Origin of the sequence: Aeromonas sp. R5-1 (assembly GCF_040908265.1) — a bacterium.
GTDB lineage: Bacteria > Pseudomonadota > Gammaproteobacteria > Enterobacterales > Aeromonadaceae > Aeromonas > Aeromonas caviae.
The window spans coordinates 104,153-125,281 of sequence record NZ_JBFODJ010000125.1 but is presented as its reverse complement, the minus strand read 5'-3'; the positions used below and the strand labels follow the sequence as shown (position 1 = coordinate 125,281).

Below are 21,129 nucleotides of genomic sequence, written 5' to 3'. Positions count from 1 at the left end.
GTCACACAGCGGTGCCGTGACGGCGCGAGTTATGACTCCCGGCTCGGGACGGCCCCTGCCGCCGGAGCCAGGGACTGCCCCTTGACGTACCAGACGATGAGGGCCAGCACCAGCAGCGGCAGCACGGGGTCGAACCAGGTGCCGCCGGAGCCGAACAGCAGGTTCAGCAGGGCGACGCCGGTGCCGCCGATGGCCCAGGCGATGGTGGTCGGGATGGACCAGACGATCATCTGCTGCTTGACGTCGGAGATCCCCATCATGCGGTTGACCACCCAGAACAGGCTGTCGTTGAAGTAACCGAAGAAGAGCGACCCCATGGTGGCGGCCTGGGCGGCCAGCAGCATGTTGACCCCGGGGATCTGCGCCAGGATGGGGGCGGAGATGGAGGCCGCCGTCACCATGGCCACGGTGCCGGACCCCTGGATGAGGCGCACCAGAGTCGCCACGATGAAGGGGATCAGGATGGGGGAGATGGGCAATTGGGCGATCTGCTCGGCCAGTTGCTGGCCTGCGCCACTGTCGCGCAGCACGGCCCCCAGCGCCCCACCGGCACCGGTCACCAGCAGGATGATGCCGGCGGATTGCAACCCCTCTTCCAGGCGGGCGGCGGTGGCGTGCCTGTCCATGTGCGGGACCAGGGTATAGACCGCCAGCAGCACGCTGATGGCCAGCGCGATGATGGGGGTGCCGATGAAGTTGATGCCCTGCACCAGGGGGTTCGCCATCAGGCCGTCCATCCCCTCCAGGGTGGCCAGAGTGGTGAAGATGGCCTTGACGAAGATGAGCACGATGGGCACCAGGATCGGCAGCAGCGACAGGGTCAGGCTCGGCAGGGTCTTGCCCTCCTTCTCCTTGAGGTACTGCTCATAGGTGGCTTGCAGCTCGTCCGGGGTCTGGGCGGCCTGGGCACCGAACTCGGGGTACTTCTTGTCGAGCCACTGGGCGTAGAAGACGATGCCGAGCACGCAGGGGATGGCCAGGGCCATGCCGGTCAGCAGCATGGCGCCGATGTCCACGCCAAACAGGCCGGCAACCCCCAGCGGGCCCGGGGTCGGCGGCACGGTATGGTGGGTTACCACCAGGCCGCCCGCGAGCGCCACCCCCAGGGTGAGCAGGGAGCGCTTGCCACTTTTTGCCAGCGCCTTGGCCACCGGATAGAGGATGACGAAGGCGGAATCCACGAAGATGGGGATGCTGACGATGTAGCCCGTGATGGCCAGTGCCCACTCCTCGCGGCGCTTGCCGAGCCACTTGATGAAGCTGTAGGCGATCTGTTCGGCGGCGCCGGAGACCTCAAGCAGGCGACCCATCATGACCCCGAGGCCAATGACGATGCCGATGCTGCCGAGGGTGGAGCCAAAGCCCTGGGTGATCACGGTGAGGGTCTTGTCGATGCTCATGCCGCCGGTGATCCCGGCGATGCAGGCCGCCGCCAGCATGGCGATCAGGGCGTGCACCCGGGTGCGGATGACCAGGAACACCAGCACGAAGACCGCGATGATGAGACCGATGATGGGGGTTGGGATGTCGCTCATGATGCCTCCTGCATGTCATGGGTGATGAAACTGTCGATGATGTCGGCAAACGTCCTGTCTGCCGCGAAGCCGAGGGCGCTGGCCCGCTGGTTGTCGATGCGTCCCGGCCAGCTCGCCACGATGCGCTCGATGGCCGGATCGGCGGCAAACTGCACCCGATCCCGGGCCGCCTGCCCACCGGCCCGTGCGAGGGCCTCCAGCATCTCGCCGACGGTCACGCTGATGCCGGGCAGGTTGATGCTGCGGGCGTCACCGGTGGCGGGGAGCCTGGCCGCCAGCAGGAAGTTCGCGACCACGGTGGCGGGGCTGGAGAGCCAGAGGCGCAGATCCGGGTTCACCGGGCAGATGGCGCTCTCCCCTTGCAGCGGCTCGCGGATGATGCTGCTGACAAAGGAGGAGGCGGCGCGGTTCGGCTTGCCCGGCCGCACGCAGATGGTGGGCAGGCGCAATACCAGACCGTCGACGAAGCCCTTGCGGCTGTAGTCGTTGACCAGCAGTTCCCCCATGGCCTTCTGGGCGCCGTAGGAGGAGGTGGGGGTGAGCGCCGTGCCGTCATTCACCAGCTCCGGCAGCGGGCCGCCATAGACGGCGAGCGAGCTGGTGAAGACGAAGCGGATGCCCGGCCGGGCATGGCGGCACGCCTCCAGCAGGGTGCGGGTGGTGTCCAGGTTGACCTGCCAGCCCAGATCGAAGTCCTGCTCCGCGTGGCTGCTGACGATGGCGGCCAGGTGGTAGACCACGGCGGTCCGCTCGCTGATGAGGGACTCGGCGACACCGGGTTCGGTGAGGTCGGCCCGCAAACAGCGAACCCTGGGGTCCGGCAGGGGGGATTGCGGCTGCTGGATGTCCACCAGCAGCAGCTCGGTGAAGGGGTGGGGGCCTTGCAGCAGGGCCCGGGCCAGTTTCTGGCCCAGGAAGCCACCGCCGCCGGTGATGATGATCTGCATCTTGTTATCCTCAGACTCGTTCATGTTCAGGGTCGTTATTGTTGTGTCAGCCAGCCCAGCCCTTCCCGGGTGCCGGCTCTGGGGTTGTATTCGCAGCCTATCCAGTCGTGGTAGCCCGCCTGCGCCAGCGCCTTGAACAGGTGGGGGTAGGCGATCTCCCCCTCGTCCGGCTCGTGGCGATCCGGCACCGAGGCGATCTGGACGTGGCCGATGGCCGGACCCAGCTTGCCGATGAGGCGGGTGAGATCCCCGTCCATGATCTGGGCGTGGTAGAGGTCAAGCTGCACCCCCACGTTGGGCCTGTCTATCTCCTGCACCAGGGCCAGGGCGTCGAGCTGGTGGGCCAGGAAGTAGCCGGGCACATCTCTATCGTTGAGCGGCTCCAGCAGCACCTTGATGCCGTCTTCGGCCAGGAAGTCGGCGGCGAAGCGGATGTTGTCGATCAGGGTCTGGCGGTGGGCCGAGAGGCTATGAGCAGGATCCACGATGCCGCTCATGGCGTGTACCTTGGTGCAGCCGAGCGCCAGGGCATAGTCACGCACGCTTGGCAGGTGGCCGCGAAACTCCGCTTCCCGCCCCGGGATGGCAGCCATGCCGCGCTCACCCGCGCCCCAGTTGCCCGGCGGCATGTTGAACAGGGCCTGGGAGAGCCCCTGCTCGCGCAAGCGGCGGCCCAGCTCTGCGGCCGGCCACTCGTAGGGGAAGAGGAACTCCACGGCTTCGAAACCTGCCTCGCGGGCGGCGGCGAAGCGCTCCAGAAACGGCACCTCGGTAAACAGCATGGTGAGATTGGCGGCAAACTTGCTCATGGTTTCATCCTCCTCAATTCATCAATTTCGGGTTCGCTCAGGTAGCGGATGGAGTGGCCATGAAGCATCAGTGCCAGGCGCGCCGTCTCCTCCAGCTCTTCCATGTTGTTGACCGCATCCACCAGATCCTTGCCCGTCACCACGGGGCCGTGGTTGGCAAGCAGGAAGGCGTTGCCTTCGGGAGCGCGGCGCCCCAGCTCCTCGGCGATGCGGGCATCCCCCGGCTTGTAGTAGGGGATGAGCGGCAACTGGCCGACCCGCATCACGTAGTAGGGGGTGAAGGGGCGGATGACGTTGGCCGGATCCAGCCCCTCCAGACAGGAGAGGGCGGTCAGGTGGGTGCAGTGCAGGTGCACCACGGCCCGGCAGTCCGGATTGTTGTGGTAGATGGCAAGGTGGAAGGCCACCTCCTTGGAGGGGCGATCACCTCCCAGGTGTTCCCCCTGCAGGTTGACGTGAGAGAGCCTGTCGGCGCTGAGCCGTCCCAGGCAGGAGCCGGTCGGGGTGGCGATCAGGGTGCCGTCCGGCAGCAGGGCGGAGAGGTTGCCGGCGCCCCCGGTGGCATATCCGCGCTGGAAGAGGGAAGCTCCCAGCATCACCATGGTGTCGCGCAGTGCCTGTTCAGTCATGGAAGTACTCCTGAGCCTTGTCGAAGAAGTCGTCGCTCCCGAAATTGCCGGACTTGAGGGCCAGCGACAGGGGGGCGTCGATGGCCCGCACCCAGGGCACACCGGGGGCGATCTGCGGGCCTATGTGGAACGCCTTGACGCCGAGAGCCTGGGTGACCCGGCTCGAGGTCTCGCCACCGGCGATGATGAAGCGGTCCACGCCGGCGCCTTGCAGCAGTTGGGCAAGGCGGGCAAAGCAGTGTTCCACCGCGTCGCTGGCCGCCTGCTGGCCGTGGGTTTCCTGAATGCGGGCCAGCTCTGCCGGGCTGGTGGTGGCGTAGACCAGCGGCGCCGGGGTACGGGGCTGGTCCAGTACCCAGCGCGCCAGCTCGGCCGGGTAGTCGGCATCCTCGAGGCAGCGCACCACATCCAGCGCCAGGGCAGGAGCGTGCTGGCGATAGCGGGCCACCTGACGGTTGGTCATCTCGGAGCAGGAGCCCGACAGCACCGCGGCGCGGGTGCCTCTGGGCCAGCCCGCTTCGCGGGCACCCTGCAGATCGCCGCTCCCAAGCTGACGGGCCAGGCCGATGGCGAGGCCGGATCCGCCGGTCACCAGGGGCATGTCGAGGGCGGCGGTGGCGATGTCCAGCAGGTGCTGCTCGGTCAGGGTGTCGACCACGGCGTAGCGCACACCCGCTTGCGTTAGCTGCTCAAAGGCGTCGGCAATGGCGCCGGGACCCTGTGCGATGGTATTGAACGGCACCAGACCGGCACGGCCCTGGGCCTGCCCCTCCATCAGCCGCAGCAGGTTGCTGTCGGTCATGGGGGTGATGGGGTGATGGCGCATGCCGGACTCGGCGAGCGGCTGGGCGCCGACGAAGAGGTTGCCCTGATAGACGGTGCGACCGTTTACCGGCAGGGCCGGGCAGATCAGGGTGAAGTTCTGGCCAAGCGCCGCCAGCAGGGCGTCGGTGACGGGGCCGATGTTGCCCGCCGCCGTGCTGTCGAAGGTGGAGCAGTACTTCTGGTAGATGCGCGGGCAGCCGCGGGCCCTGAGCCAGTCGAGGGCCGCCAGAGAGTCGCGCACCGCTTCGCCCGCGGGGCAGGAACGGCTCTTGAGGCTGATCACCACGGCATCGACCGGGGGCAGATCCCCGTCATGCTCCGGCACGCCGGCGAGTTGCAGGGTGGAGAGGCCGTTCTCCACCAGGAAACCGGCGATGTCGGTGGCGCCGGTGAAGTCGTCTGCGATGACACCGAGTTTCATGCTTGCTCCTCCTGACCCGGCAGCTGGATGCCGGAAAAGATCTTGATGACGGCGCTGTCATCTTCCTGGCCGTACCCTGCGTTGCTGGCGCCGAGGAACATGTTCAGCGCCGTGCTCGCCAGCGGCAGCGGGAAGCGCAGCGCCTTGGCGGTGTCCGCCACCAGGGTGAGATCCTTGACGAAGATGTCCACTGCGGAGCGGGCCTGGTAGTCACCGGCCAGCACCCGGGGCATGCGGTTTTCAAACATCCAGGAGTTGCCGGCGGCATGGGTCACCACGTCATACATGAGATCCAGGGATACGCCGGCCCGGCTGGCCAGGGCCATGGCCTCGGCGGCCACCGCGATGTGCACCCCGGCCAGCAGCTGGTGGATGATCTTGACCGTGCTGCCCTGGCCCGGCTCGCTGCCGACCCGGTAGACCTTGCCTGCCACTGCATCCAGCACCGGGGCCAGCTTGTCGAAGGCGGCGTCGGAGCCTGCGGCCATCACCGTCATCTCGCCGGCATCGGCCTTGATGGCACCACCGGAAACCGGCGCATCCAGCATCGGCAACCCCATCAGCGCCAGCTCGGCAGCCAGGGCGCTCGCCTCTTCGGCGGCGATGGTGGAAGAGACCATGATGGCGGTGCCCGGTTTGAGGTGGCGAGCCAGCCCCGCTTCGCCGAGCAGGATGCGGCGCACCTGGGTGGCGTTGACCACCAGCAACAGCACGGCATCGAGCGTCTCGGCCAGGGGCCTGGCATCGGCCATGACGGCGGCGGCACCGGCCTGCTGCAACTGGCCGCGGGCCTGTTCGCTGAGGTCGATGCCATAGGTGGTGAGCCCGGCCCGCAGGCAGGAACGGGCGGCGCCCATGCCCATGGCGCCCAGGCCGATGACCGCAACATGATAGGGAGTGCTCATCTCGTGATTCCTCGATTACGACTGATGAGCAGATAGTAGAGGCTTGCGGCGATGAAATATCAGGCAGTCGTCACAAAAAATAACTTATTGAGTGTTAATTTTTGTTATTTATGCGGATTGAGATTCTTTTGGGTCAAGTTTTAGCGTGTTTATTGTGAATAAATGTGATTTGTGAGCCCGTTTCAGGTTATTTATCATTTTTTCCCAGGTCGCTGGGGTAGAATGGCACCTTCCTTTTCCCGAGGCGCGAGGCAAGATGATTCCCGTAGAGCGACAGCAACGTATCCTGCAACTGCTGGCAGAGCGCGGTGTGGTCAGCATAGTGGAGCTGACCGACTGGCTGCAGGTCTCCCACATGACCATCAGGCGCGACATCCAGAAGCTGGAGGAGCAGGGGCGGGTACTCTCCGTCTCCGGCGGGGTCAGCCTCTCCCAGCGGATCAAGAGCGAGCCCTCACACGCCGCCAAGCGCAGCCTGATGCAGGGGGCCAAGCTGGCCATTGCGCGGCTCGCCGCCGCCCAGGTGAGCGAGGGGAGCACCGTCTATCTGGATGCCGGTACCACCTCCCTGGAGCTGGCCCGGGAGCTGGCGCTTCGGGAAGACCTGATGATAGTGACCAACGACTTCATGGTCTGCGCCTACCTCATCGAGCACGGCCGCTGCCGCCTCTATCACACCGGGGGTCAGGTCATTCGCGAGAACCAGTCCTGTGCCGGGGAGGCCACCGCCCACTTCCTGCGCAACCTCCATCTGGACATCGCCTTCCTGTCAGCCTCCTCCTGGGACAGTCAGGGGATCTCCACCCCGAGCGAACAGAAGGTGCCGGTGAAGCGAGCCGTGGTGGAGTCGGCGGCGACCCGCATCCTCATCTGCGATTCGTCCAAATATGGCAAGGTGGGGACCTTCAACGTGGTGAGCTGGGATGCGATCGATCAGGTGATCACCGACGAGCAACTGCCCCAGAGCGCCCGCGAGGCATTGGCACAGCACGGGGTCAGGGTGACCATGGCGCCGCTGGCCAGTCTGGTGGCCAGCGCCGAACAGGGGTAAGGAAAGGGGCGACAGGCGGCGAACCACAGCGCCACCCGGCCGGGATCAGCGACCCTCTGCGGCCGGTGCGTCCGTCAGCTTGGCGGAGCCCTGGATCACCTCCCCCGCCTTCTCGATGTCCCGCCCCATCCCGTGGATGGTGTTGCAGCCCAGCAACCAGAGGCTGGTGCAGAGCACCAGCAGCATGCGATTCGTCTTCATCCTTGCTCCTTTCATGCTATGGGGTCAGTTTGAGCAGGCGCCCCTGGCCTGAATCCGTCAACAGGTAGAGGGCGCCGTCGGGGCCCTCCTTGACGGTACGGATCCGCTCCCCCAGATCAGTCAGCAGCCGCTCCGCCGACACTATCTTGTCTCCGTCGAGGTGCAGGCGCAACAAGGCCTGACCACGCAGGGCGCCGACGAACAGATCCCCTTGCCACTCCCTGAACAGGTTCCCCTGATAAAAGGCCATGCCCGAGGGGGCGATGGAGGGCACCCAGATCCAGCGCGGCGCCGTCATGCCCGGCGCGCTCTGGCCCACGCCAATCTTGCCGCCCCCGTACTCCTCGCCAAAGGTCACTCTGGGCCAGCCGTAGTTGTGGCCTGGCAGGATGAGGTTGACCTCGTCCCCGCCCTGGGGGCCGTGCTCGTGAGTCCAGAACTGCTGGCTGCCCGGGCGCAGGGCCGCCCCCTGCATGTTGCGATGGCCCAGGCTCCAGATCTGCGGCAGGGCCCCCGGCGTCTTGACGAAGGGGTTGTCGGCAGGGACCCGGCCATCCTTGTGCAGACGCACCGTCTTGCCGAGGTGGTTGTCCAGCGTCTGGGCCCGCTCCCGCTCGCTGTAGCGATCCCCCAGGGTGATGAAGAGATAGCCATCCTCCGTCAGCACCAGGCGAGAGCCGAAGTGGGTGCCGCCAGCCACCTTGGGCTCTTGGCGAAACAGCAGTTGCCAGTCGACGAGGGCCTCTTTTTGCAGCCGGGCCCGGGCCACGGTGGTGCCAGCTCCCCCGTCCCCCGGCTCGCTGTAGCTGAGATAGAGCCAGCCATCGCTGTCCAGGGCGAGATCGAGCAGCCCCCCCTGACCCGTGGCGGCGAGGGGCGGCAGGCCGGAGACCACATGGCGGTTGCCACCTGCATCGATGCGCAGCAGGCGCCCAGGGCGCTCGCTGACGAGGTAGCCGCCATCCGGCAGGAAGGCGAGCCCCCAGGGGTGGCGCAGCTCCCCCGCCACCGGGGTCAGGGTCAGTGCCCGCACCGGGAGCACCAGGCAGACAAGCAGCAGGGCAAACAGTCGCAACATGGGGGCCTCCTCGCTCGGCCAGACCTGAATGTCGCTGAAGTATAGGGGAGGCAAACGGGAAAACGTGAGCAACAACAAGCCATTGGGTGATACCGGCGGCGCCGGTTGTCCTTTGGGGCAGGAAGGGAAAGGGGGTGAGCCAGGGCTCACCCCCCTCTGGCTAGAAGAGGGCTGGCACGATGCGAAGCGGGTGCTCCGATGGTTTGACTTTGCCTATCTTGCGCTTGGGCAGCTTCACCGGCTCCGCCGGCAGCGCCTCGTAGGGGATGTGCGCCAGCAGGTGGGAGATGATGTTGAGGCGCACCCGTTTCTTGTCCTCGGAGTGGGCCACGAACCAGGGGGCCCAGGCGGTGTCGGTGGCGATGAACATGGCATCCCGCGCCCGGGTGTAGTCATCCCAGCGATCGAAGGACTTGATGTCCATGGGGGAGAGCTTCCAGATCTTGCGGCCATCGTCGATGCGATCACGCAGCCGCCGCTCCTGCTCTTGTGGGGTCACCTCCAGCCAGTACTTCAGCAGAATGATGCCTGAGTCCACCAGGGCTTTTTCCACCATGGGGGTGCCAGCCAGGAATTTGTCGCTCGCCTCCTCGCTGCAAAAGCCCATGATGCGCTCCACCCCGGCCCGGTTGTACCAGCTGCGATCGAAGATGACGATCTCCCCCGCCGCCGGCAGATGGGGGATGTAGCGCTGGAAGTAGAGCTGGCTCTTCTCCCGCTCCGTGGGGGCGGGCAGTGCGACGACCCGAAAGACCCGGGGGCTGACCCGCTCGGTGATCGCCTTGATGGTGCCCCCCTTGCCGGCCCCGTCGCGCCCCTCGAAGACGATGCAGACCTTGAGCCCCTTGTGCACCACCCACTGCTGCAGCCTGACCAGCTCCACGTGCAAGAGGCGCAGCGCTTTTTCGTATGCCTTGTTGCCAAGGGGCTTTTGCGCCTCGGCCACGACCGGTTCTTCCGTTCTGGATTTTCGTTTGCTGCCCATGATGTCCTTCTCTGTGTCTCGGCGAATGGAAGGCCGTCCTGCCGGACGGCGCCCTTCAAGGGTAGATGACGGTGTGCCGCCACCGGGAGTGGCAACTACCGGGGGATGGCCGGGATCATCTTTGGTGGGGCTCGCGGGGTTGTTGGTGGCAGTGAGACATTGAAGAGGGGGGGGGCGGGACCTGGCCGCCATGGATGCAGGGGAAATGGCGCAGAAACGCACAAGGGGCTGGCATCATGACGATGCCAGCCCCTTGCTGTGTATGGTGTTCCCGACTGGAGTCGAACCAGTGACCTGTCCCTTAGGAGGGGACCGCTCTATCCTGCTGAGCTACGGGAACCTTGTGGCGGGCATTATACAAGAAGCATTGTGCTTTTAAACCCTTGATTCCTATTCCAATACGGCCAGGTCACCGATTTGGACATTGAACGGCGAATATTTGTTCTGACTGCTGATGATGGCGCCATCCTCGAACACCTGCACCACCTCGAACAGACCGTCTGCGGGGTTGCGCATCACCCTGGACTTGCCATAGGGGTCGACGAAGTCGGCGCTGTGCTGGACGCGGAACTGGTCCCCGAGCTTGACCCCGTTGCGACGGCCCAGGTTGATGTGGGGGCCGCGCTCGTGCTGGGCCACGATCCGGGCGGTGACGGGGGCACAGGCGAGTTCGGCGGCGATGTCCTGGGCCGCCTCCTTCAACTGGTAGCCCACCTCCTGGCCAAAGCTCGACTGCCAGAACTGGCCGCCGCTGCTGCCCACCTGTTCCCGCTTGGAGAAGGTCCAGTTGGCGCGGCCCTTGTACCCCTTGCGGCCGAGCAGGCTGCCGTTGATGCCGTCGAACAGGTAGAGCTGCATGGAGAAGTTGCGCACGGGATCCTCATACCAGCTGGTGAGGGCGTTGCCCTGGGGCTCGAGGGAGAGGTCGTCGATGCTGCCGAGCACCAGATACTGGCTGTCGGTGCGCAGGCTCAGGGCCTTGATCTCCTCAAGGGCGCTGCGATCCCCCTGTTGCAGATGGAGAGGGTCGATGCGCAGATTCTCGTCCAGCCACTGGCGAGCGACCACCTGGGGCGTCGTCGCCAGGGTTTCAAACAGCCGGCGGGAGAGATCGGCGGGCATGTCGTCCAGGGCACCGGTGCTCGCCTGGTCCGGGTAGCGCAGGCGCAGGCGCACCAGCGTCAAATCCTTGGCGTAGTGCTGGGTCTGACAGATCTGCCGCTCCGCCTGGATGTCGGCCACGAGGGTGATGTACATGCGGCCGTTGCGCACCTCTTCGCGCTTGAGGCGGTACTGGCGGATGTCGCCGCCGGAGCGGATCTGGATCTGCTCGGAGCGCAGGCTGCCGTTTTCCAGGCGCTGGATGCTGGAGACGGAGGCGCCGCTGGCCAGCAGCGCCTGGCGCAGGGCATCCCGGGTCGCCTGCTCGCGGGCATAGACCTCGTCGCCCCCCAGAATGGCGGCACTGCCCTGGGCCTCGATAAGTTCGGCCCTGGCCGACAGGCTGGCCAGCAGCAGGGTGAACAGCAGCGAAACTTTCATAACAAACACCTTGAGTGGGCGACCCCGCTGCCGCCGGTGAGGCGGGTCAGGGATCCTGGACACAGATCCGGTCTGCACCGGAGCGGGTGACCAAATAAAAGCAAGAACCATGCCTTCTTCCCTGGCCGGAGCCCGTACGGTGGGCTCCGGTGGCACAGTGCGCGCCTTTGCCCTGGGATCATCGAGGATCCTGCGCGCATTCCCGCCTCAAGTGTTGGCGGTTGCGACCGATAACAGGTCAGGTGCAGATACAGGAAAGGTATCCATGAAGAGAGTTATCACGGTGCTGGCGGTGGCGCTGGCATTGGTCGGTTGCGGGTCGGCCGACCCCATCAATCGGGAGCTGGGAGACCCTCGCCAGGCGGCGAAGGGGATGGAGCTCAACTGGCTGGTGGCCCGCATGACGGATCAGTTGATGGAGCGCAAGTCCCTCACGACCCTGACCGAGCCCATTGCGGTCGCCTCCTTTGTCGATCTCGACACCCTGAAGGACACCAACTGGATGGGGCAGCAGATCGAGGAGAGCTTCATCTACGAGCTGAACCGGCGCGGTGAGGTGGTGGTGGACTTCAAGACCACGGGCAATATCCAGGTGACCCCGCAGGGGGACTTCGTGATGAGCCGCAACTACAAGGATCTCTCGTCCCGGCTGCCCATCTCCCGCATCCTGACCGGCACCTTCAGCCGCAATCAGCAGGGGATCCTGGTCAACGCCCGCATCATCGATCTGCGCACCAAGATGGTGGAGACCACGGCCCAGAGCCTGATCCCGAAACAATATTTGTCCGGTGCCAGCAACTCCTTTGGCCGGGCCTCCATCAATCGCGGTTACCTGATGCGGGGGGGCCAGAGCCCGTCCGGCCATCTGGTCAACCTGACCCCTTGAGGTGGCGCGTCATGAAGCGTGAAGCGGGCTGGCTGACATTGAGCCGTGAAACATCGGGTGTGGTGAACAGGAAAACGGGGAAACAGCGATGAAAATCTTGTTGGGTTGCCTGATGGCCATGTTGCTGACGGCGTGCAGTGGCAACCGGGTGGTGAACTATGACGTGGGCGAGAAGCCCGATGACTTCCCGGTGCTCAAGGCGGTGGGGTATGCGGTGATCGACATCCAGCCCGGTCCCTCCCAGTCCGAGAAGATGTTGCAGGCGATCCGCGCCTCCAAGATGGACGCCTACCGGGAGCTGGCGGAGCAGCTCAACGGCCAGCAGGTGCGCGGCCAGAGCAGCTACAAGGACCTGACCCAGACCTCCAACTCCCTGGATGTGTCGGTGGCGGGCATGGTGCGCGGTGCCCGGGTGGTGGCGACCTATCCCCGTGGCAACACCTATGCCACCGAGCTGGAGCTCGACACCCGCAACCTCTATCACCTGAACCAGCTGATGGCGGGCCAGTTCTAGGGCGGGTCCGGGGGGCGCCGGCATGAGCCCGGCGATGATCACGGCACAGACAAAGGCGAGCGCAGGCTCGCCTTTTTGTTTGGTCGGGAAAGGGCTCGGATCTGCGGGGAATAACCGGGGTTGGCGCCTTGGACGGGATAGGGCCTGGGGAGGATAACCGGGGTTGGCGCCTTGGACGGGATAGGGCCTGGGGAGGATAACCGGGGTTGGCGTCTTGGGGGATAACTGGCCTGCGGTGAGGATAACCGGGATTGGCGTCTTGGGGGGAGAGCTGGTCTTCTGCAGGAGAAACGGACTTGATGGCCGGGCGGGATCCGGCCTGTGGCGAGGAAAAAGGGGGCTGAAGTAGAACAAGAGGTGCCCGGGCGCCGGAATGGCAGCCTTTTTTGTTTAGGGAAATCTAACGATATCACCATGTCGTTAAATAAAGCCAAACGATAGAAAGGCCCGGCAGGCGGCAAAAGGAGGCCGCAACGGGAGGAAGATGGCCTGATGGTGAGTGGAGAGACAGCAGCGCCAGGATCCCGGGTCCACGAGGAAGGGGGTGGAGGGCGGTTTAACGCCGGAAGGGAAGGGCGGGACTGGGCCGCGTCTCACGGGGAGGGCGCAGAGAGCACAAAGGCGAGCCGGGGCTCGCCTTTGTGTGGCAGGGGCGGGATCCGCTCCCCATCAGCTTCCCATCAAGACGGGCGGCACGGCGGTCGGCTTGACGTCTTCGCTCGGGTAGCAGCCCAGCACCTTGATGTAGCGGGTGATCTTGGTCAGCTCCAGCAGGGCGGCCTGCATGGCCGGGGTCTGCAGGTTGGCGGAGACATCCAGGTAGAACATCTCCTCCCAGGGGTTGCCCTGCACCGGACGGGATTCCAGCTTGGTCATGTTGATCTCGTGGCTGCGCAGCACCAGCAGCGCCTCCACCAGGGAGCCCGGCTTCTGGGAGGTGGACATGATGAGGGTGGTCTTGGCCGGGATCTGGGGCGCAACGTCAATGGGTTTGCGCGCCACCACGATGAAGCGGCTGTAGTTCTCCTTCTGGTTGGCGAGCTGCTCGGCCAGCACGTCGAGGCCATAGAGCTCGCCGCCGGCGGCGCTGCCGATGGCCGCCGCTTCCGGGCTTGCCAGCTCCTTGACCTTCATCATGGCGCTGGAGGAGGAGTCGCAGATCTCGTGGCGCGCCCCTTCCAGCTTGCTGAGGTAATGGGAGCACTGCTGGAACACCTGGGGATGGGCGTAGAAGGTCTTGATGCGTTCGATCTCAGTGGGCACGGCGGTGAGGATGCAGTGCTCGATGGGATAGGTGAGCTCACCCACGATGGAGAGGGTGGTGTGCTGCATCACGTCGTACACCTCGTTGATGGAGCCCGAGCTGGTGTTCTCGATGGGCAGCACCCCGAAGGCGGCACGGCCCGACTCCACTGTGTCCAGCACCTCGCGGAAGTTCTGGCAGTTCACCTCGATCACCTGATCCTTGTAGCGGGCCAGGTACTTGCGGGCGGCCAGGCTCGAGTAGGAGCCGCGCGGTCCCAGGTAGGCGACGCTGGTCATGGGCTCCTGCTGCTGGGGGTTGAGCAGGCTCTGCAGGTAGGCCTGCTGGGAGAGCACGGAGTCTTCGATGATGGTGTGGTAGATGCGGGTGATGTACTGGGCATCCAGTCCGAGGGCGCGCCCTTTCTGGATCAGGGCGACCAGCAAGTCCTGCTCGCGCTGGTGGTCACGGATGGGACGGGGATTGGCCTGCTTGGCGCGGGCGACCTCGATGCTGAGGGTCTTGCGTTTGGCCAGCAGGGCGAGCAGCTCCTGATCCAACTGGGTGATGTCGTGTCTGATCTCGTCGAGCGTTGCCATGGTGGTTCCCTATCCAGTGATTCTGTGGTGTGTGGTGCAAAAAAAAGCCTCCGCTGGGGAGGCTCGATTCGTCTTTGGTTTCTGTTTACGCGAATGGTTCACGTGACGACGGGCCTTCCCTCATGTGGGCCGGGTAAACGAGAAAACAAAGAAGAATGGTGTGTTCATGGGCGTGTCCTGAATGTAACGCCATAACCATTAAGGGATTTGGCGGTGCGATGCAAGTAAAACTTGCCCGGGGGCGTTGAACGGGGCAGGGTGGTGGCTCGGGTTGCAGGGGGAGAGTGAGCGTCGTTCTGGTCCCTGTTTGTGGCAACCGCCGTGACCACATCCGTGGCAACAACACATAGAGGGGACGAGACGATGGCGGTGATCTTCGATCTGGGCAGGGTGGTGGTGCGCTGGGATCCGGTGGCCATAGTGAGTGGGGTGCGCGGACCCGAGGGGGCGACAGCGATCGCGGATCAGCTGTTCAACCACCCGGACTGGCTGGAGGTGGACAGGGGGACCCTCTCCCTGCACACCATGGCCCGTCAGGCGCAGGGGCGCACCGGCCTGTCGATGGCGGAGAATCTGGCCATCTTGCAGGCGGTGCCGTCCTCCCTTGTGCCGGATCCCGCCATGGTGGCGCTCATCGAAGAACTGCACGGTGCAGGCCACCCCCTCTATGCCCTCTCCAACATGGGGCACGCCAGCATCGACTGGCTGGAGCAGCATCAGTCCTTCTGGCGCTTCTTCAGCGGCAAGGTGGTGTCGGCCCGGGTGCGGATGCTCAAACCCGAGCCCGACATCTACCGCTATCTGCTGGTGTCGTTCGACCTCAAGGCTGGGGAGTGCCTCTTTATCGACGACAGCCCGGCCAACGTGGCGGCGGCCGAGGCGCTCGGTCTGCGGGGGCTGATCTTCACCGATCCGGCCCGGTGCCGGGCGCATCTGATCGCTCAGGGGTTGTTGCCTGCCTGAGGAGAGCCAGTTTCGCTTCGCAGCGAAAAAAGTGTGCAAAACCTTGATTGAGGGCAAATAACGTACAGCTTTATCCATGCTCTTTAAGTGTATATTCAGCTTGGTGCGGGCAAAATGGTATCCAGTTCATCATCCGGAGTTGTTGTTATGGATGCCAATGTCGTTGCGCTGCATCGGGGATACGATCAGACCTTTCAAGCCAGGGAACAGAGGCTCATCAACACCCTGGCCGGTTACAGCGAACTGCTTGTCTCCTTCTCCGGCCGACTGGAATCTTGCTACAGCATGGATCTGTGCCGGGCCAGCGGGGTGCGATTTAGCGCCATCACCCTGGACAACCCCACCCTCAGCCGCCAGTCGGTGGCCAGGGCACAGCGCTACTGCCGGCACTACGGCATCCCCCATCAGGTGCTCAAGACCGACGAGATGATCTTCAGCGCCCACCTGGGCCACCTCGCCGAGGTGACCGACCCGGTGCGCTACCTCTGCCAGCAGCTCGAACATGAAGAGGGCCCGCCGCTGCTGATGTCGGCCTCGGTGGAGGAGAAGCGGGAGTACCTGCGCCGATTCCACAGCCTGCCCGCCAACACCCTCTGGATCTTTGCCGAGCAGGGGATGACCAACCGGGATTTTCGCTACGGCTTTCACAAGCGGCAACTGGCGCTCTGGGGAGACGTGGGGGAGGCCTGCCTGAGCCGGCGGTTTGTCGATATGGCCTCCCTGGACAGGCGGCACCTGCGGATGGTCGACATGGCCGAGCAGATGCTGGTGGACATGGGGCTGGGGGGAGCCCAGGTCTTCTTCCATACCCTGGGTGACAGGGTCACCACCCTTGCGAGGATCCGGGTGCCCGAACGGCTGCGGGCCCTGGTGTTCGACATGCAGCCCACCATCCAGAAGGCCCTCAGGAGTGCCCAGTTCGATCTGGTGACCCTGGATCTGGCCACGCTGGAGGATCACCACCCCCTGGTCATCTGAGCCGGGGCGTAACGTGAGGGGGGTCATAGGCAAGGAGGGCGCGACTCTTTATACTGCCCCCTTCGCATCCTTTATCGAGTGCCTGCCCATGAAACCCCTCTCCCGACTGCTGGTCGCCCTCTGTCTGTGCCCTCTGCTGGCCGAGGCGGCTCCCCTGCACCAGATCACCTTGCCGGATGGTCGCCAGGTGCAACTCAATGACGATTTCACCTGGGAATACCTGCTGGTCAAGCCGGCAGCCACGGTAGCCGGTCAGGCAGTGACGGCGAGTGTCGCGGCCCCGGTGCTGACCGAGCAGGCCATGGCCCATCCCGACTTGCTCTCCCAGGCGACCCGGGACGGCATCACGGTGAAGCTGGGCCTGGTGACGGGGGACGATCCCCTCAGCCTGCAGTTCGTGGTGAGCAACACCGGCAGTCGCAACGTGGTGCGCGTCAACGGCAGCCTGACCCTGTTCAGCGCCGACGGGGTGCAGCTCTCGAGCGAGCCCGTGCGCTTCTGGGTCGGGGAGAACCGCCTGCCTGACTCCTACCTGCGCAAGGGGGAGGCACGCACCTCCCGGGCCATCGAGCTGGCACGACCCGCCGGCCTCACCGGCAAGCCGCTGGTGCGGGTGCAGATCGACGAGGTGGAGTTCCGCTAGGATGACGGCGGGGGAGCCCTCGCTCCCCCGCAGAGTGTTGCACCGGTAACCGCCAGCAATATCCGCTTACATCTGACATGGTTTGGCAACAGCTTGCTCCTCGGCGTTACCCCCTTTGCCCGTCACAATGGCTCCATTCCAGTTAGGTCCGCCTAACTCAACCCATGGAGTCAACAAAATGCAAAAGATCGCACTGTCTGTTCTGGTTCTGGCCGGTCTCTCTTCCACCTCCGTCCTGGCGCAAGATGCCTTCAGCTATGCCAAGGGCTCTGCCACCTGGGCCCACACCAAGTCTGACTACATCGGTGGCAAGGATGGGGAGAACCGCGACTTCGGCGGCCTGAGCCTGGATCTCTCCAAGAGCTTCACCAGCAATGTCTATGGCCGGATCGGCAGCGAATACACCTCCCGCAGCAGCGGCAACGACAGCATGGCCATCTCCAGCCTGGGGATGGGTGTCTACACCCCCCTCAGCACCGGACTGAACCTCTACGGTGAAACCGGCCTGATGGGCTACAGCCTGGAACGGGAGCTGGCCTCCGACGTGAACCACTCCGGTTGGGATACCCTGGCCCGCAAGAAGAGCGGCAGCCTCTACGGAGAAGTGGGCCTGCGCTACGACATCGGCGCCGTCGAGCTCTCCACCGGCTATCGCTACGCCAACATGACCGACGACATGCACGACTTCAAGGCGGGGGCGGCGTACAAGCTGACCCAGAACCTGGCCCTCACCGCCGACTACACCTATCGCAACTGGGATCTGCAAAAAGGCTCCATCTCCAGCCTGGGTGTGAAATACAGCTTCTGATCATCCTTCCTGCAGGGTCTTCACCTTTACCCATGACTTCGGTCATGGGTTTTTTTTATGGGGGCTGATCCGCCCGCCGCCCCCTGGCCGTATCAGTTCGCAATAGTTATACAGCTTCCAATTTTTTGTATAACTGCTATAACTTACTCAAGGCTTATACAAGGGGCTTCATCATGTACAAGATCAAGGTCGGTATCAGTGCCTGTCTGCTCGGCCAGGAAGTGCGCTTCGACGGGGGCCACAAACGATCCAGTTTCTGCGAACGGGATCTGGGCGCCCATTTCGACTATCACCCCGTCTGCCCCGAGATGGCCATTGGCCTGGGGGCTCCCCGCGCCGCCATCCGGCTGGTGAAGCGCCAGGGCGAGGTGCGGGCCGAGGCAAGCAACGGCAGCTTCGACGTCACCGACAAGCTGATTGCCTTCAGCGAGCAGAAGGCACGCCAGCTCGACTTCCTCTCCGGCTACATCCTCTGCGCCAAGTCCCCCAGCTGCGGCATGGAGCGGGTGCGCATCTATGGCGCCAACAACGAGGGGAGCGCCAAGGAGGGGGTCGGCCTCTTCGCCAAGGCGCTGATGGAGGCCAACCCCCTGCTGCCGGTGGAGGAAGATGGCCGCCTGTGCGACCCCATCCTGCGGGAGAACTTCGTGCTGCGGGTCTTCGCCTACCACGACTGGCAGCAGCTTTGCGCCCGGGGGATCACCGCCTCAGCCCTGATCCGCTTCCATTCACGCTACAAGTACCTGGTGCTCTCCCACGCCACCACCCACTACCGGGCGCTGGGGCGCCTGCTCGCCAACCTTGGCAAGGCCAACCTGCAGGAGGTGGCCGACAGCTACATCCAGGGGTTGATGGCGGCGCTGACTCTTCGCGCCAACCGCCGCAGCCACACCAATGTGCTGATGCACCTGCAGGGCTACTTCAAGCGGGTGCTGACCCCGGCCCAGAAGCAGGAGCTGTGCGACACCATCGACAAGTACCGCACCGGAGTCTTCCCGTTGCTGGTGCCCCTTACCCTGATCCGCCACTACCTGCGCGAGTACCCGAACCCCTATCTCGCCGAGCAGGTGTACCTCAATCCCCATCCCGACACGCTGAAATTGCGTTACGGGCTGTGAAGGTGTGGCTGGATTTGGCCGAGCAGGCCTACCTCGACCTTCATCCCGACACGCTCAAGCTGCGCTACGGGCTCTGAACCCTCTGTGCAGGCCCTGGTGGATGACCGGGGCCTCTTCCCAACGTCTGATGGACTCTCTCATGTCTGATGAATCACAAGCAGCCGCACCTCTCCCCGACGAGGGCGTCTACCCCATTCGCGAGGTCTCCCGCCTCACCGGCGTCAACGCCGTCACCCTGCGCGCCTGGCAGCGCCGCTACGGGCTGGTGCAACCGGCCCGAACCGAGAAGGGCCATCGTCTCTACAGCGAGCAGGATATCCGCCAGATAGGCGAGATCCTGAGCTGGCTGGAGCGGGGGGTGAGCATAGGTCAGGTGAAGGGGCTGTTGAGCGAGCCCCAGAGTGCGCCGGTGAGCGATCACTGGCAGCAGACCCTGGAGCAGTTCAGCCAGGCGCTGCTCGCTTTCAACCAGCGCAAGGCGGAGGCCGAGCTTGGCGATCTGCTGGCGAGCTACCCCTTCGAGCTGGTGCGCAGCCGGGTGCTGCAGCCCCTGGTGGAGCGGCTGCTGGGGCTGTGGCGCGAGCGCCCCGATGGCGAGTTGCTGCAACAGGTGTGGCTCGGCTGGCTGCATACCCGCTTCGCCCGCCACCTCATCGAGCAGGAGAAAGGCGTGCCCGTCACCCTGGCAAGCTGGGGGCAGGTGGGGCCGCTGGATCTGGTCTGGGCTGCGTATGAGCTCATTGGTCAGGGTTATGAGGTGCAACTGCTGGGGGCGGTGGAGCCCCGCCATGCCACCCTGCTGGAGGGGCGCGCCACTCCCCCCTGGCTGATCCTGCTGGGGGCCGGGCTCGGCAAGCAGGACCAGGCCGCCGAATGGCCTGAGGGCACCCGCTTCTTTGGCGAGCTGGGACGCCTCTACGATGAGCCGTGGCGGCGTGCCCGCAACTGGCACGCCACCCTGGCAGAGGTCAGTGCGACGCCCCGCACTGCCAAGGCGAAGGGCAAGGGCGGGAGAACACCGTCATGAGGCTGGTCTGGTTTCGCAACGATCTGCGTCTGGCCGACAACCCGGCCCTGCGCCACGCCTGCGCCGGAGATGAACCGGTCGCCGCACTCTTCATCGTCTCGCCGACCCAGTGGCAGACGCACAAGCTGGCCCCGGTCCGTCAGCGCTTCATGCTGGCACAGGTGGATGCCATGGGCCGCGAGCTGGCGGCCCTCGGCATTCCGCTTCATTTGCTGCGGGTCGAGACCTTTGCCGAGGTGCCGACGGCGCTGACGGCGCTCTGCCGGGATCTCGGGGTGAGCCAGCTCTACGCCAACCAGGCCATCGAGATTGACGAGCTGCGCCGCGACCACGCCGTCAGCGCCGCGCTGGGGGAGCAGGGCATGACCAGCCACTGGTTCAACGGCTGCTGCGTGCTGCCGCCCGGTCGGGTGCTGACCGGGTCGGGGGAGATGTTCAAGGTCTTCACCCCCTTCAGCCGCGCCTGGCTCAAGGCTCTCGAGGAGGATGGCTTCGTCATTCACCGTGCCCCCGCACCACGCGGCGAGCCGTTGCCGTGGCTGCCCCTGGCCGAGCGGGAGTGGGTGGACGACGGGCTGGGGGATCTGACGGCGGACACCCGCTGGCCGGTGGGGGAGGCCGAGGCGAGCCGCCGGTTGCACGCTTTTCTGGATCAGGCGGTGCTCGATTACGGCGAGACCCGGGACTTTCCGGCGCTGGCGGGCACCTCCGTGCTCTCCCCCTATCTGGCGGCGGGCATCATCAGTGCCCGCCAGTGCGTGGGGGCGCTGCAGCAGCGTCTCGGCTACCGGCCCCAGTCGAAGGCCCAACCCGGTTTCGTCTGGCTCAATGAGCTCATCTGGCGCGAGTTCTACCGCCACTTGCTGGTGCTGATCCCGAGCCTCTCCATGAACCGCCCCTTCAAGCCGGAGACGGCGGCCCTGCCGTGGAGCTGGGATCCGGATGCCTTCGCCGCCTGGTGCGAGGGGCGCACCGGCTACCCCGTGGTCGATGCGGCCATGCGTTGCCTCAACGCCACCGGCTGGATGCACAACCGGCTGCGGATGATAGTGGCGAGCTTCCTCACCAAGGATCTCCACATCCACTGGCGGCTCGGGGAGGACTACTTCATGAGCCGGCTCATCGACGGGGATCTGGCGGCCAACAATGGCGGCTGGCAGTGGGCGGCGGGGACAGGGGCCGATGCGGCGCCCTATTTCCGGGTCTTCAACCCCACTACCCAGGGGCAACGATTTGATCCACAAGGGGAGTTCATTCGTACCTGGGTCACTGAGCTGGCGGATGTGCCTGCTGCCTATCTCCACGAGCCCCACGACTGGTTGCGGCTCAAGGGGCGGCAGGATTATCCGGCCCCCATGGTGGATCATGCCGTTGCACGGGTGAGGGCCATCGAGATGTTCCGCGAATTGGAGAAAAACTAGC

General features: G+C 65.0%; 19 protein-coding genes, 1 tRNA gene, 1 pseudogene and 1 other annotated feature. Of the genes and pseudogenes, 10 read left to right on the top strand and 11 right to left on the bottom strand.

The window, feature by feature from the left end; genetic code table 11:
* Positions 1 to 29 precede the first annotated feature (29 nt).
* The 6 genes from AB5Y64_RS17425 to ltnD are packed head-to-tail and all read right to left on the bottom strand — an operon-like array spanning position 30 to position 6,071.
* A complete protein-coding gene (locus AB5Y64_RS17425) occupies positions 30 to 1,535 on the bottom strand; it encodes a GntP family permease (RefSeq protein WP_010673294.1) in 1,506 nt (501 codons plus the stop codon).
* Positions 1,532 to 2,482, bottom strand: coding sequence for a D-erythronate dehydrogenase (gene denD / locus AB5Y64_RS17420; protein WP_042864308.1), 951 nt, complete (start codon positions 2,480 to 2,482; stop codon positions 1,532 to 1,534). Before denD ends, AB5Y64_RS17425 begins: the two co-directional genes overlap by 4 nt.
* Before the next feature lie 35 nt (positions 2,483 to 2,517).
* Complete coding sequence (gene otnI, locus AB5Y64_RS17415; protein WP_279956131.1) at positions 2,518 to 3,291, bottom strand: 2-oxo-tetronate isomerase; 774 nt, start codon at positions 3,289 to 3,291, stop codon at positions 2,518 to 2,520.
* Complete coding sequence (locus AB5Y64_RS17410) at positions 3,288 to 3,920, bottom strand: aldolase (RefSeq protein ID WP_041214644.1); 633 nt, start codon at positions 3,918 to 3,920, stop codon at positions 3,288 to 3,290. The genes otnI and AB5Y64_RS17410 overlap by 4 nt, the downstream gene beginning before the upstream one ends.
* Complete coding sequence (gene otnK, locus AB5Y64_RS17405) at positions 3,913 to 5,166, bottom strand: 3-oxo-tetronate kinase (RefSeq protein ID WP_171865473.1); 1,254 nt, start codon at positions 5,164 to 5,166, stop codon at positions 3,913 to 3,915. The genes AB5Y64_RS17410 and otnK overlap by 8 nt, the downstream gene beginning before the upstream one ends.
* On the bottom strand, positions 5,163 to 6,071 hold the full coding sequence (gene ltnD / locus AB5Y64_RS17400) for an L-threonate dehydrogenase (protein WP_368178800.1): 909 nt from the start codon (positions 6,069 to 6,071) through the stop codon (positions 5,163 to 5,165). Before ltnD ends, otnK begins: the two co-directional genes overlap by 4 nt.
* A gap of 256 nt (positions 6,072 to 6,327) precedes the next feature.
* Between ltnD and AB5Y64_RS17395 the strand changes: the two genes are divergently transcribed.
* Entirely contained in the window at positions 6,328 to 7,122 is a 795-nt protein-coding gene (locus tag AB5Y64_RS17395) for a DeoR/GlpR family DNA-binding transcription regulator (RefSeq protein WP_010673300.1), read from the top strand.
* Positions 7,123 to 7,203: 81 nt separating this feature from the next.
* On the opposite strand, the pseudogene AB5Y64_RS17390 reads toward AB5Y64_RS17395, so the two are convergent.
* The 4 genes and pseudogenes from AB5Y64_RS17390 to AB5Y64_RS17375 all read right to left on the bottom strand — a co-directional run.
* Positions 7,204 to 8,401 (bottom strand): annotated as a pseudogene (locus tag AB5Y64_RS17390) (PQQ-dependent sugar dehydrogenase); the annotation flags it as partial.
* A 160-nt stretch (positions 8,402 to 8,561) separates the two neighbouring features.
* Complete coding sequence (gene ppk2 / locus AB5Y64_RS17385; RefSeq protein WP_041214649.1) at positions 8,562 to 9,386, bottom strand: polyphosphate kinase 2; 825 nt, start codon at positions 9,384 to 9,386, stop codon at positions 8,562 to 8,564.
* A gap of 263 nt (positions 9,387 to 9,649) precedes the next feature.
* Positions 9,650 to 9,726 (bottom strand) — tRNA-Arg (locus AB5Y64_RS17380).
* 50 nt (positions 9,727 to 9,776) lie between these two features.
* A complete protein-coding gene (locus tag AB5Y64_RS17375; RefSeq protein WP_368204303.1) occupies positions 9,777 to 10,928 on the bottom strand; it encodes a flagellar assembly protein FlgT in 1,152 nt (383 codons plus the stop codon).
* A gap of 265 nt (positions 10,929 to 11,193) precedes the next feature.
* Between AB5Y64_RS17375 and AB5Y64_RS17370 the strand changes: the two genes are divergently transcribed.
* Both AB5Y64_RS17370 and AB5Y64_RS17365 read left to right on the top strand, forming a co-directional pair.
* Positions 11,194 to 11,814, top strand: a complete 621-nt coding sequence (locus AB5Y64_RS17370) for a FlgO family outer membrane protein (protein WP_010673310.1) — start codon at positions 11,194 to 11,196, stop codon at positions 11,812 to 11,814.
* 88 nt (positions 11,815 to 11,902) lie between these two features.
* Positions 11,903 to 12,328, top strand: coding sequence for an LPP20 family lipoprotein (locus tag AB5Y64_RS17365; protein ID WP_010673311.1), 426 nt, complete (start codon positions 11,903 to 11,905; stop codon positions 12,326 to 12,328).
* Positions 12,329 to 12,997: 669 nt separating this feature from the next.
* Here AB5Y64_RS17365 and pheA read toward each other — a convergent pair.
* On the bottom strand, positions 12,998 to 14,170 hold the full coding sequence (pheA, locus tag AB5Y64_RS17360; protein ID WP_010673312.1) for a prephenate dehydratase: 1,173 nt from the start codon (positions 14,168 to 14,170) through the stop codon (positions 12,998 to 13,000).
* 38 nt (positions 14,171 to 14,208) lie between these two features.
* Positions 14,209 to 14,342, bottom strand: a sequence feature (Phe leader region).
* A gap of 191 nt (positions 14,343 to 14,533) precedes the next feature.
* Between pheA and AB5Y64_RS17355 the strand changes: the two genes are divergently transcribed.
* The 7 genes from AB5Y64_RS17355 to phrB all read left to right on the top strand — a co-directional run bounded on the left by AB5Y64_RS17355 (position 14,534) and on the right by phrB (position 21,128).
* Positions 14,534 to 15,133: an HAD family phosphatase gene (locus tag AB5Y64_RS17355; protein WP_161469965.1), complete on the top strand. Its 600-nt coding sequence runs from the start codon at positions 14,534 to 14,536 to the stop codon at positions 15,131 to 15,133.
* A 114-nt stretch (positions 15,134 to 15,247) separates the two neighbouring features.
* Positions 15,248 to 16,111, top strand: a complete 864-nt coding sequence (locus AB5Y64_RS17350) for a hypothetical protein (RefSeq protein ID WP_161469945.1) — start codon at positions 15,248 to 15,250, stop codon at positions 16,109 to 16,111.
* 88 nt (positions 16,112 to 16,199) lie between these two features.
* Positions 16,200 to 16,754: a DUF3157 family protein gene (locus AB5Y64_RS17345; protein ID WP_368204302.1), complete on the top strand. Its 555-nt coding sequence runs from the start codon at positions 16,200 to 16,202 to the stop codon at positions 16,752 to 16,754.
* Between the two features lie 178 nt (positions 16,755 to 16,932).
* Positions 16,933 to 17,562, top strand: coding sequence for an outer membrane beta-barrel protein (locus AB5Y64_RS17340; RefSeq protein ID WP_039041374.1), 630 nt, complete (start codon positions 16,933 to 16,935; stop codon positions 17,560 to 17,562).
* 173 nt (positions 17,563 to 17,735) lie between these two features.
* Positions 17,736 to 18,680, top strand: a complete 945-nt coding sequence (locus AB5Y64_RS17335) for a DUF523 and DUF1722 domain-containing protein (protein ID WP_010673317.1) — start codon at positions 17,736 to 17,738, stop codon at positions 18,678 to 18,680.
* A gap of 139 nt (positions 18,681 to 18,819) precedes the next feature.
* Positions 18,820 to 19,707 (top strand): MerR family transcriptional regulator, encoded by an 888-nt coding sequence (locus AB5Y64_RS17330; protein ID WP_111896709.1) that lies wholly within the window; start codon positions 18,820 to 18,822, stop codon positions 19,705 to 19,707.
* On the top strand, positions 19,704 to 21,128 hold the full coding sequence (phrB, locus tag AB5Y64_RS17325) for a deoxyribodipyrimidine photo-lyase (protein ID WP_264787452.1): 1,425 nt from the start codon (positions 19,704 to 19,706) through the stop codon (positions 21,126 to 21,128). The genes AB5Y64_RS17330 and phrB overlap by 4 nt, the downstream gene beginning before the upstream one ends.
* Position 21,129 lies beyond the last annotated feature (1 nt).

What these genes read in the sequence shown, in the direction of transcription:
- AB5Y64_RS17425 (WP_010673294.1), bottom strand. Translation starts at nt 1,535, where the DNA reads ATGAGCGACATCCCAACCCCCATCATCGGTCTCATCATCGCGGTCTTC.
- denD (WP_042864308.1), bottom strand. Translation starts at nt 2,482, where the DNA reads ATGCAGATCATCATCACCGGCGGCGGTGGCTTCCTGGGCCAGAAACTG.
- otnI (WP_279956131.1), bottom strand. Translation starts at nt 3,291, where the DNA reads ATGAGCAAGTTTGCCGCCAATCTCACCATGCTGTTTACCGAGGTGCCG.
- AB5Y64_RS17410 (WP_041214644.1), bottom strand. Translation starts at nt 3,920, where the DNA reads ATGACTGAACAGGCACTGCGCGACACCATGGTGATGCTGGGAGCTTCC.
- otnK (WP_171865473.1), bottom strand. Translation starts at nt 5,166, where the DNA reads ATGAAACTCGGTGTCATCGCAGACGACTTCACCGGCGCCACCGACATC.
- ltnD (WP_368178800.1), bottom strand. Translation starts at nt 6,071, where the DNA reads ATGAGCACTCCCTATCATGTTGCGGTCATCGGCCTGGGCGCCATGGGC.
- AB5Y64_RS17395 (WP_010673300.1), top strand. Translation starts at nt 6,328, where the DNA reads ATGATTCCCGTAGAGCGACAGCAACGTATCCTGCAACTGCTGGCAGAG.
- ppk2 (WP_041214649.1), bottom strand. Translation starts at nt 9,386, where the DNA reads ATGGGCAGCAAACGAAAATCCAGAACGGAAGAACCGGTCGTGGCCGAG.
- AB5Y64_RS17375 (WP_368204303.1), bottom strand. Translation starts at nt 10,928, where the DNA reads ATGAAAGTTTCGCTGCTGTTCACCCTGCTGCTGGCCAGCCTGTCGGCC.
- AB5Y64_RS17370 (WP_010673310.1), top strand. Translation starts at nt 11,194, where the DNA reads ATGAAGAGAGTTATCACGGTGCTGGCGGTGGCGCTGGCATTGGTCGGT.
- AB5Y64_RS17365 (WP_010673311.1), top strand. Translation starts at nt 11,903, where the DNA reads ATGAAAATCTTGTTGGGTTGCCTGATGGCCATGTTGCTGACGGCGTGC.
- pheA (WP_010673312.1), bottom strand. Translation starts at nt 14,170, where the DNA reads ATGGCAACGCTCGACGAGATCAGACACGACATCACCCAGTTGGATCAG.
- AB5Y64_RS17355 (WP_161469965.1), top strand. Translation starts at nt 14,534, where the DNA reads ATGGCGGTGATCTTCGATCTGGGCAGGGTGGTGGTGCGCTGGGATCCG.
- AB5Y64_RS17350 (WP_161469945.1), top strand. Translation starts at nt 15,248, where the DNA reads ATGGTATCCAGTTCATCATCCGGAGTTGTTGTTATGGATGCCAATGTC.
- AB5Y64_RS17345 (WP_368204302.1), top strand. Translation starts at nt 16,200, where the DNA reads ATGAAACCCCTCTCCCGACTGCTGGTCGCCCTCTGTCTGTGCCCTCTG.
- AB5Y64_RS17340 (WP_039041374.1), top strand. Translation starts at nt 16,933, where the DNA reads ATGCAAAAGATCGCACTGTCTGTTCTGGTTCTGGCCGGTCTCTCTTCC.
- AB5Y64_RS17335 (WP_010673317.1), top strand. Translation starts at nt 17,736, where the DNA reads ATGTACAAGATCAAGGTCGGTATCAGTGCCTGTCTGCTCGGCCAGGAA.
- AB5Y64_RS17330 (WP_111896709.1), top strand. Translation starts at nt 18,820, where the DNA reads ATGTCTGATGAATCACAAGCAGCCGCACCTCTCCCCGACGAGGGCGTC.
- phrB (WP_264787452.1), top strand. Translation starts at nt 19,704, where the DNA reads ATGAGGCTGGTCTGGTTTCGCAACGATCTGCGTCTGGCCGACAACCCG.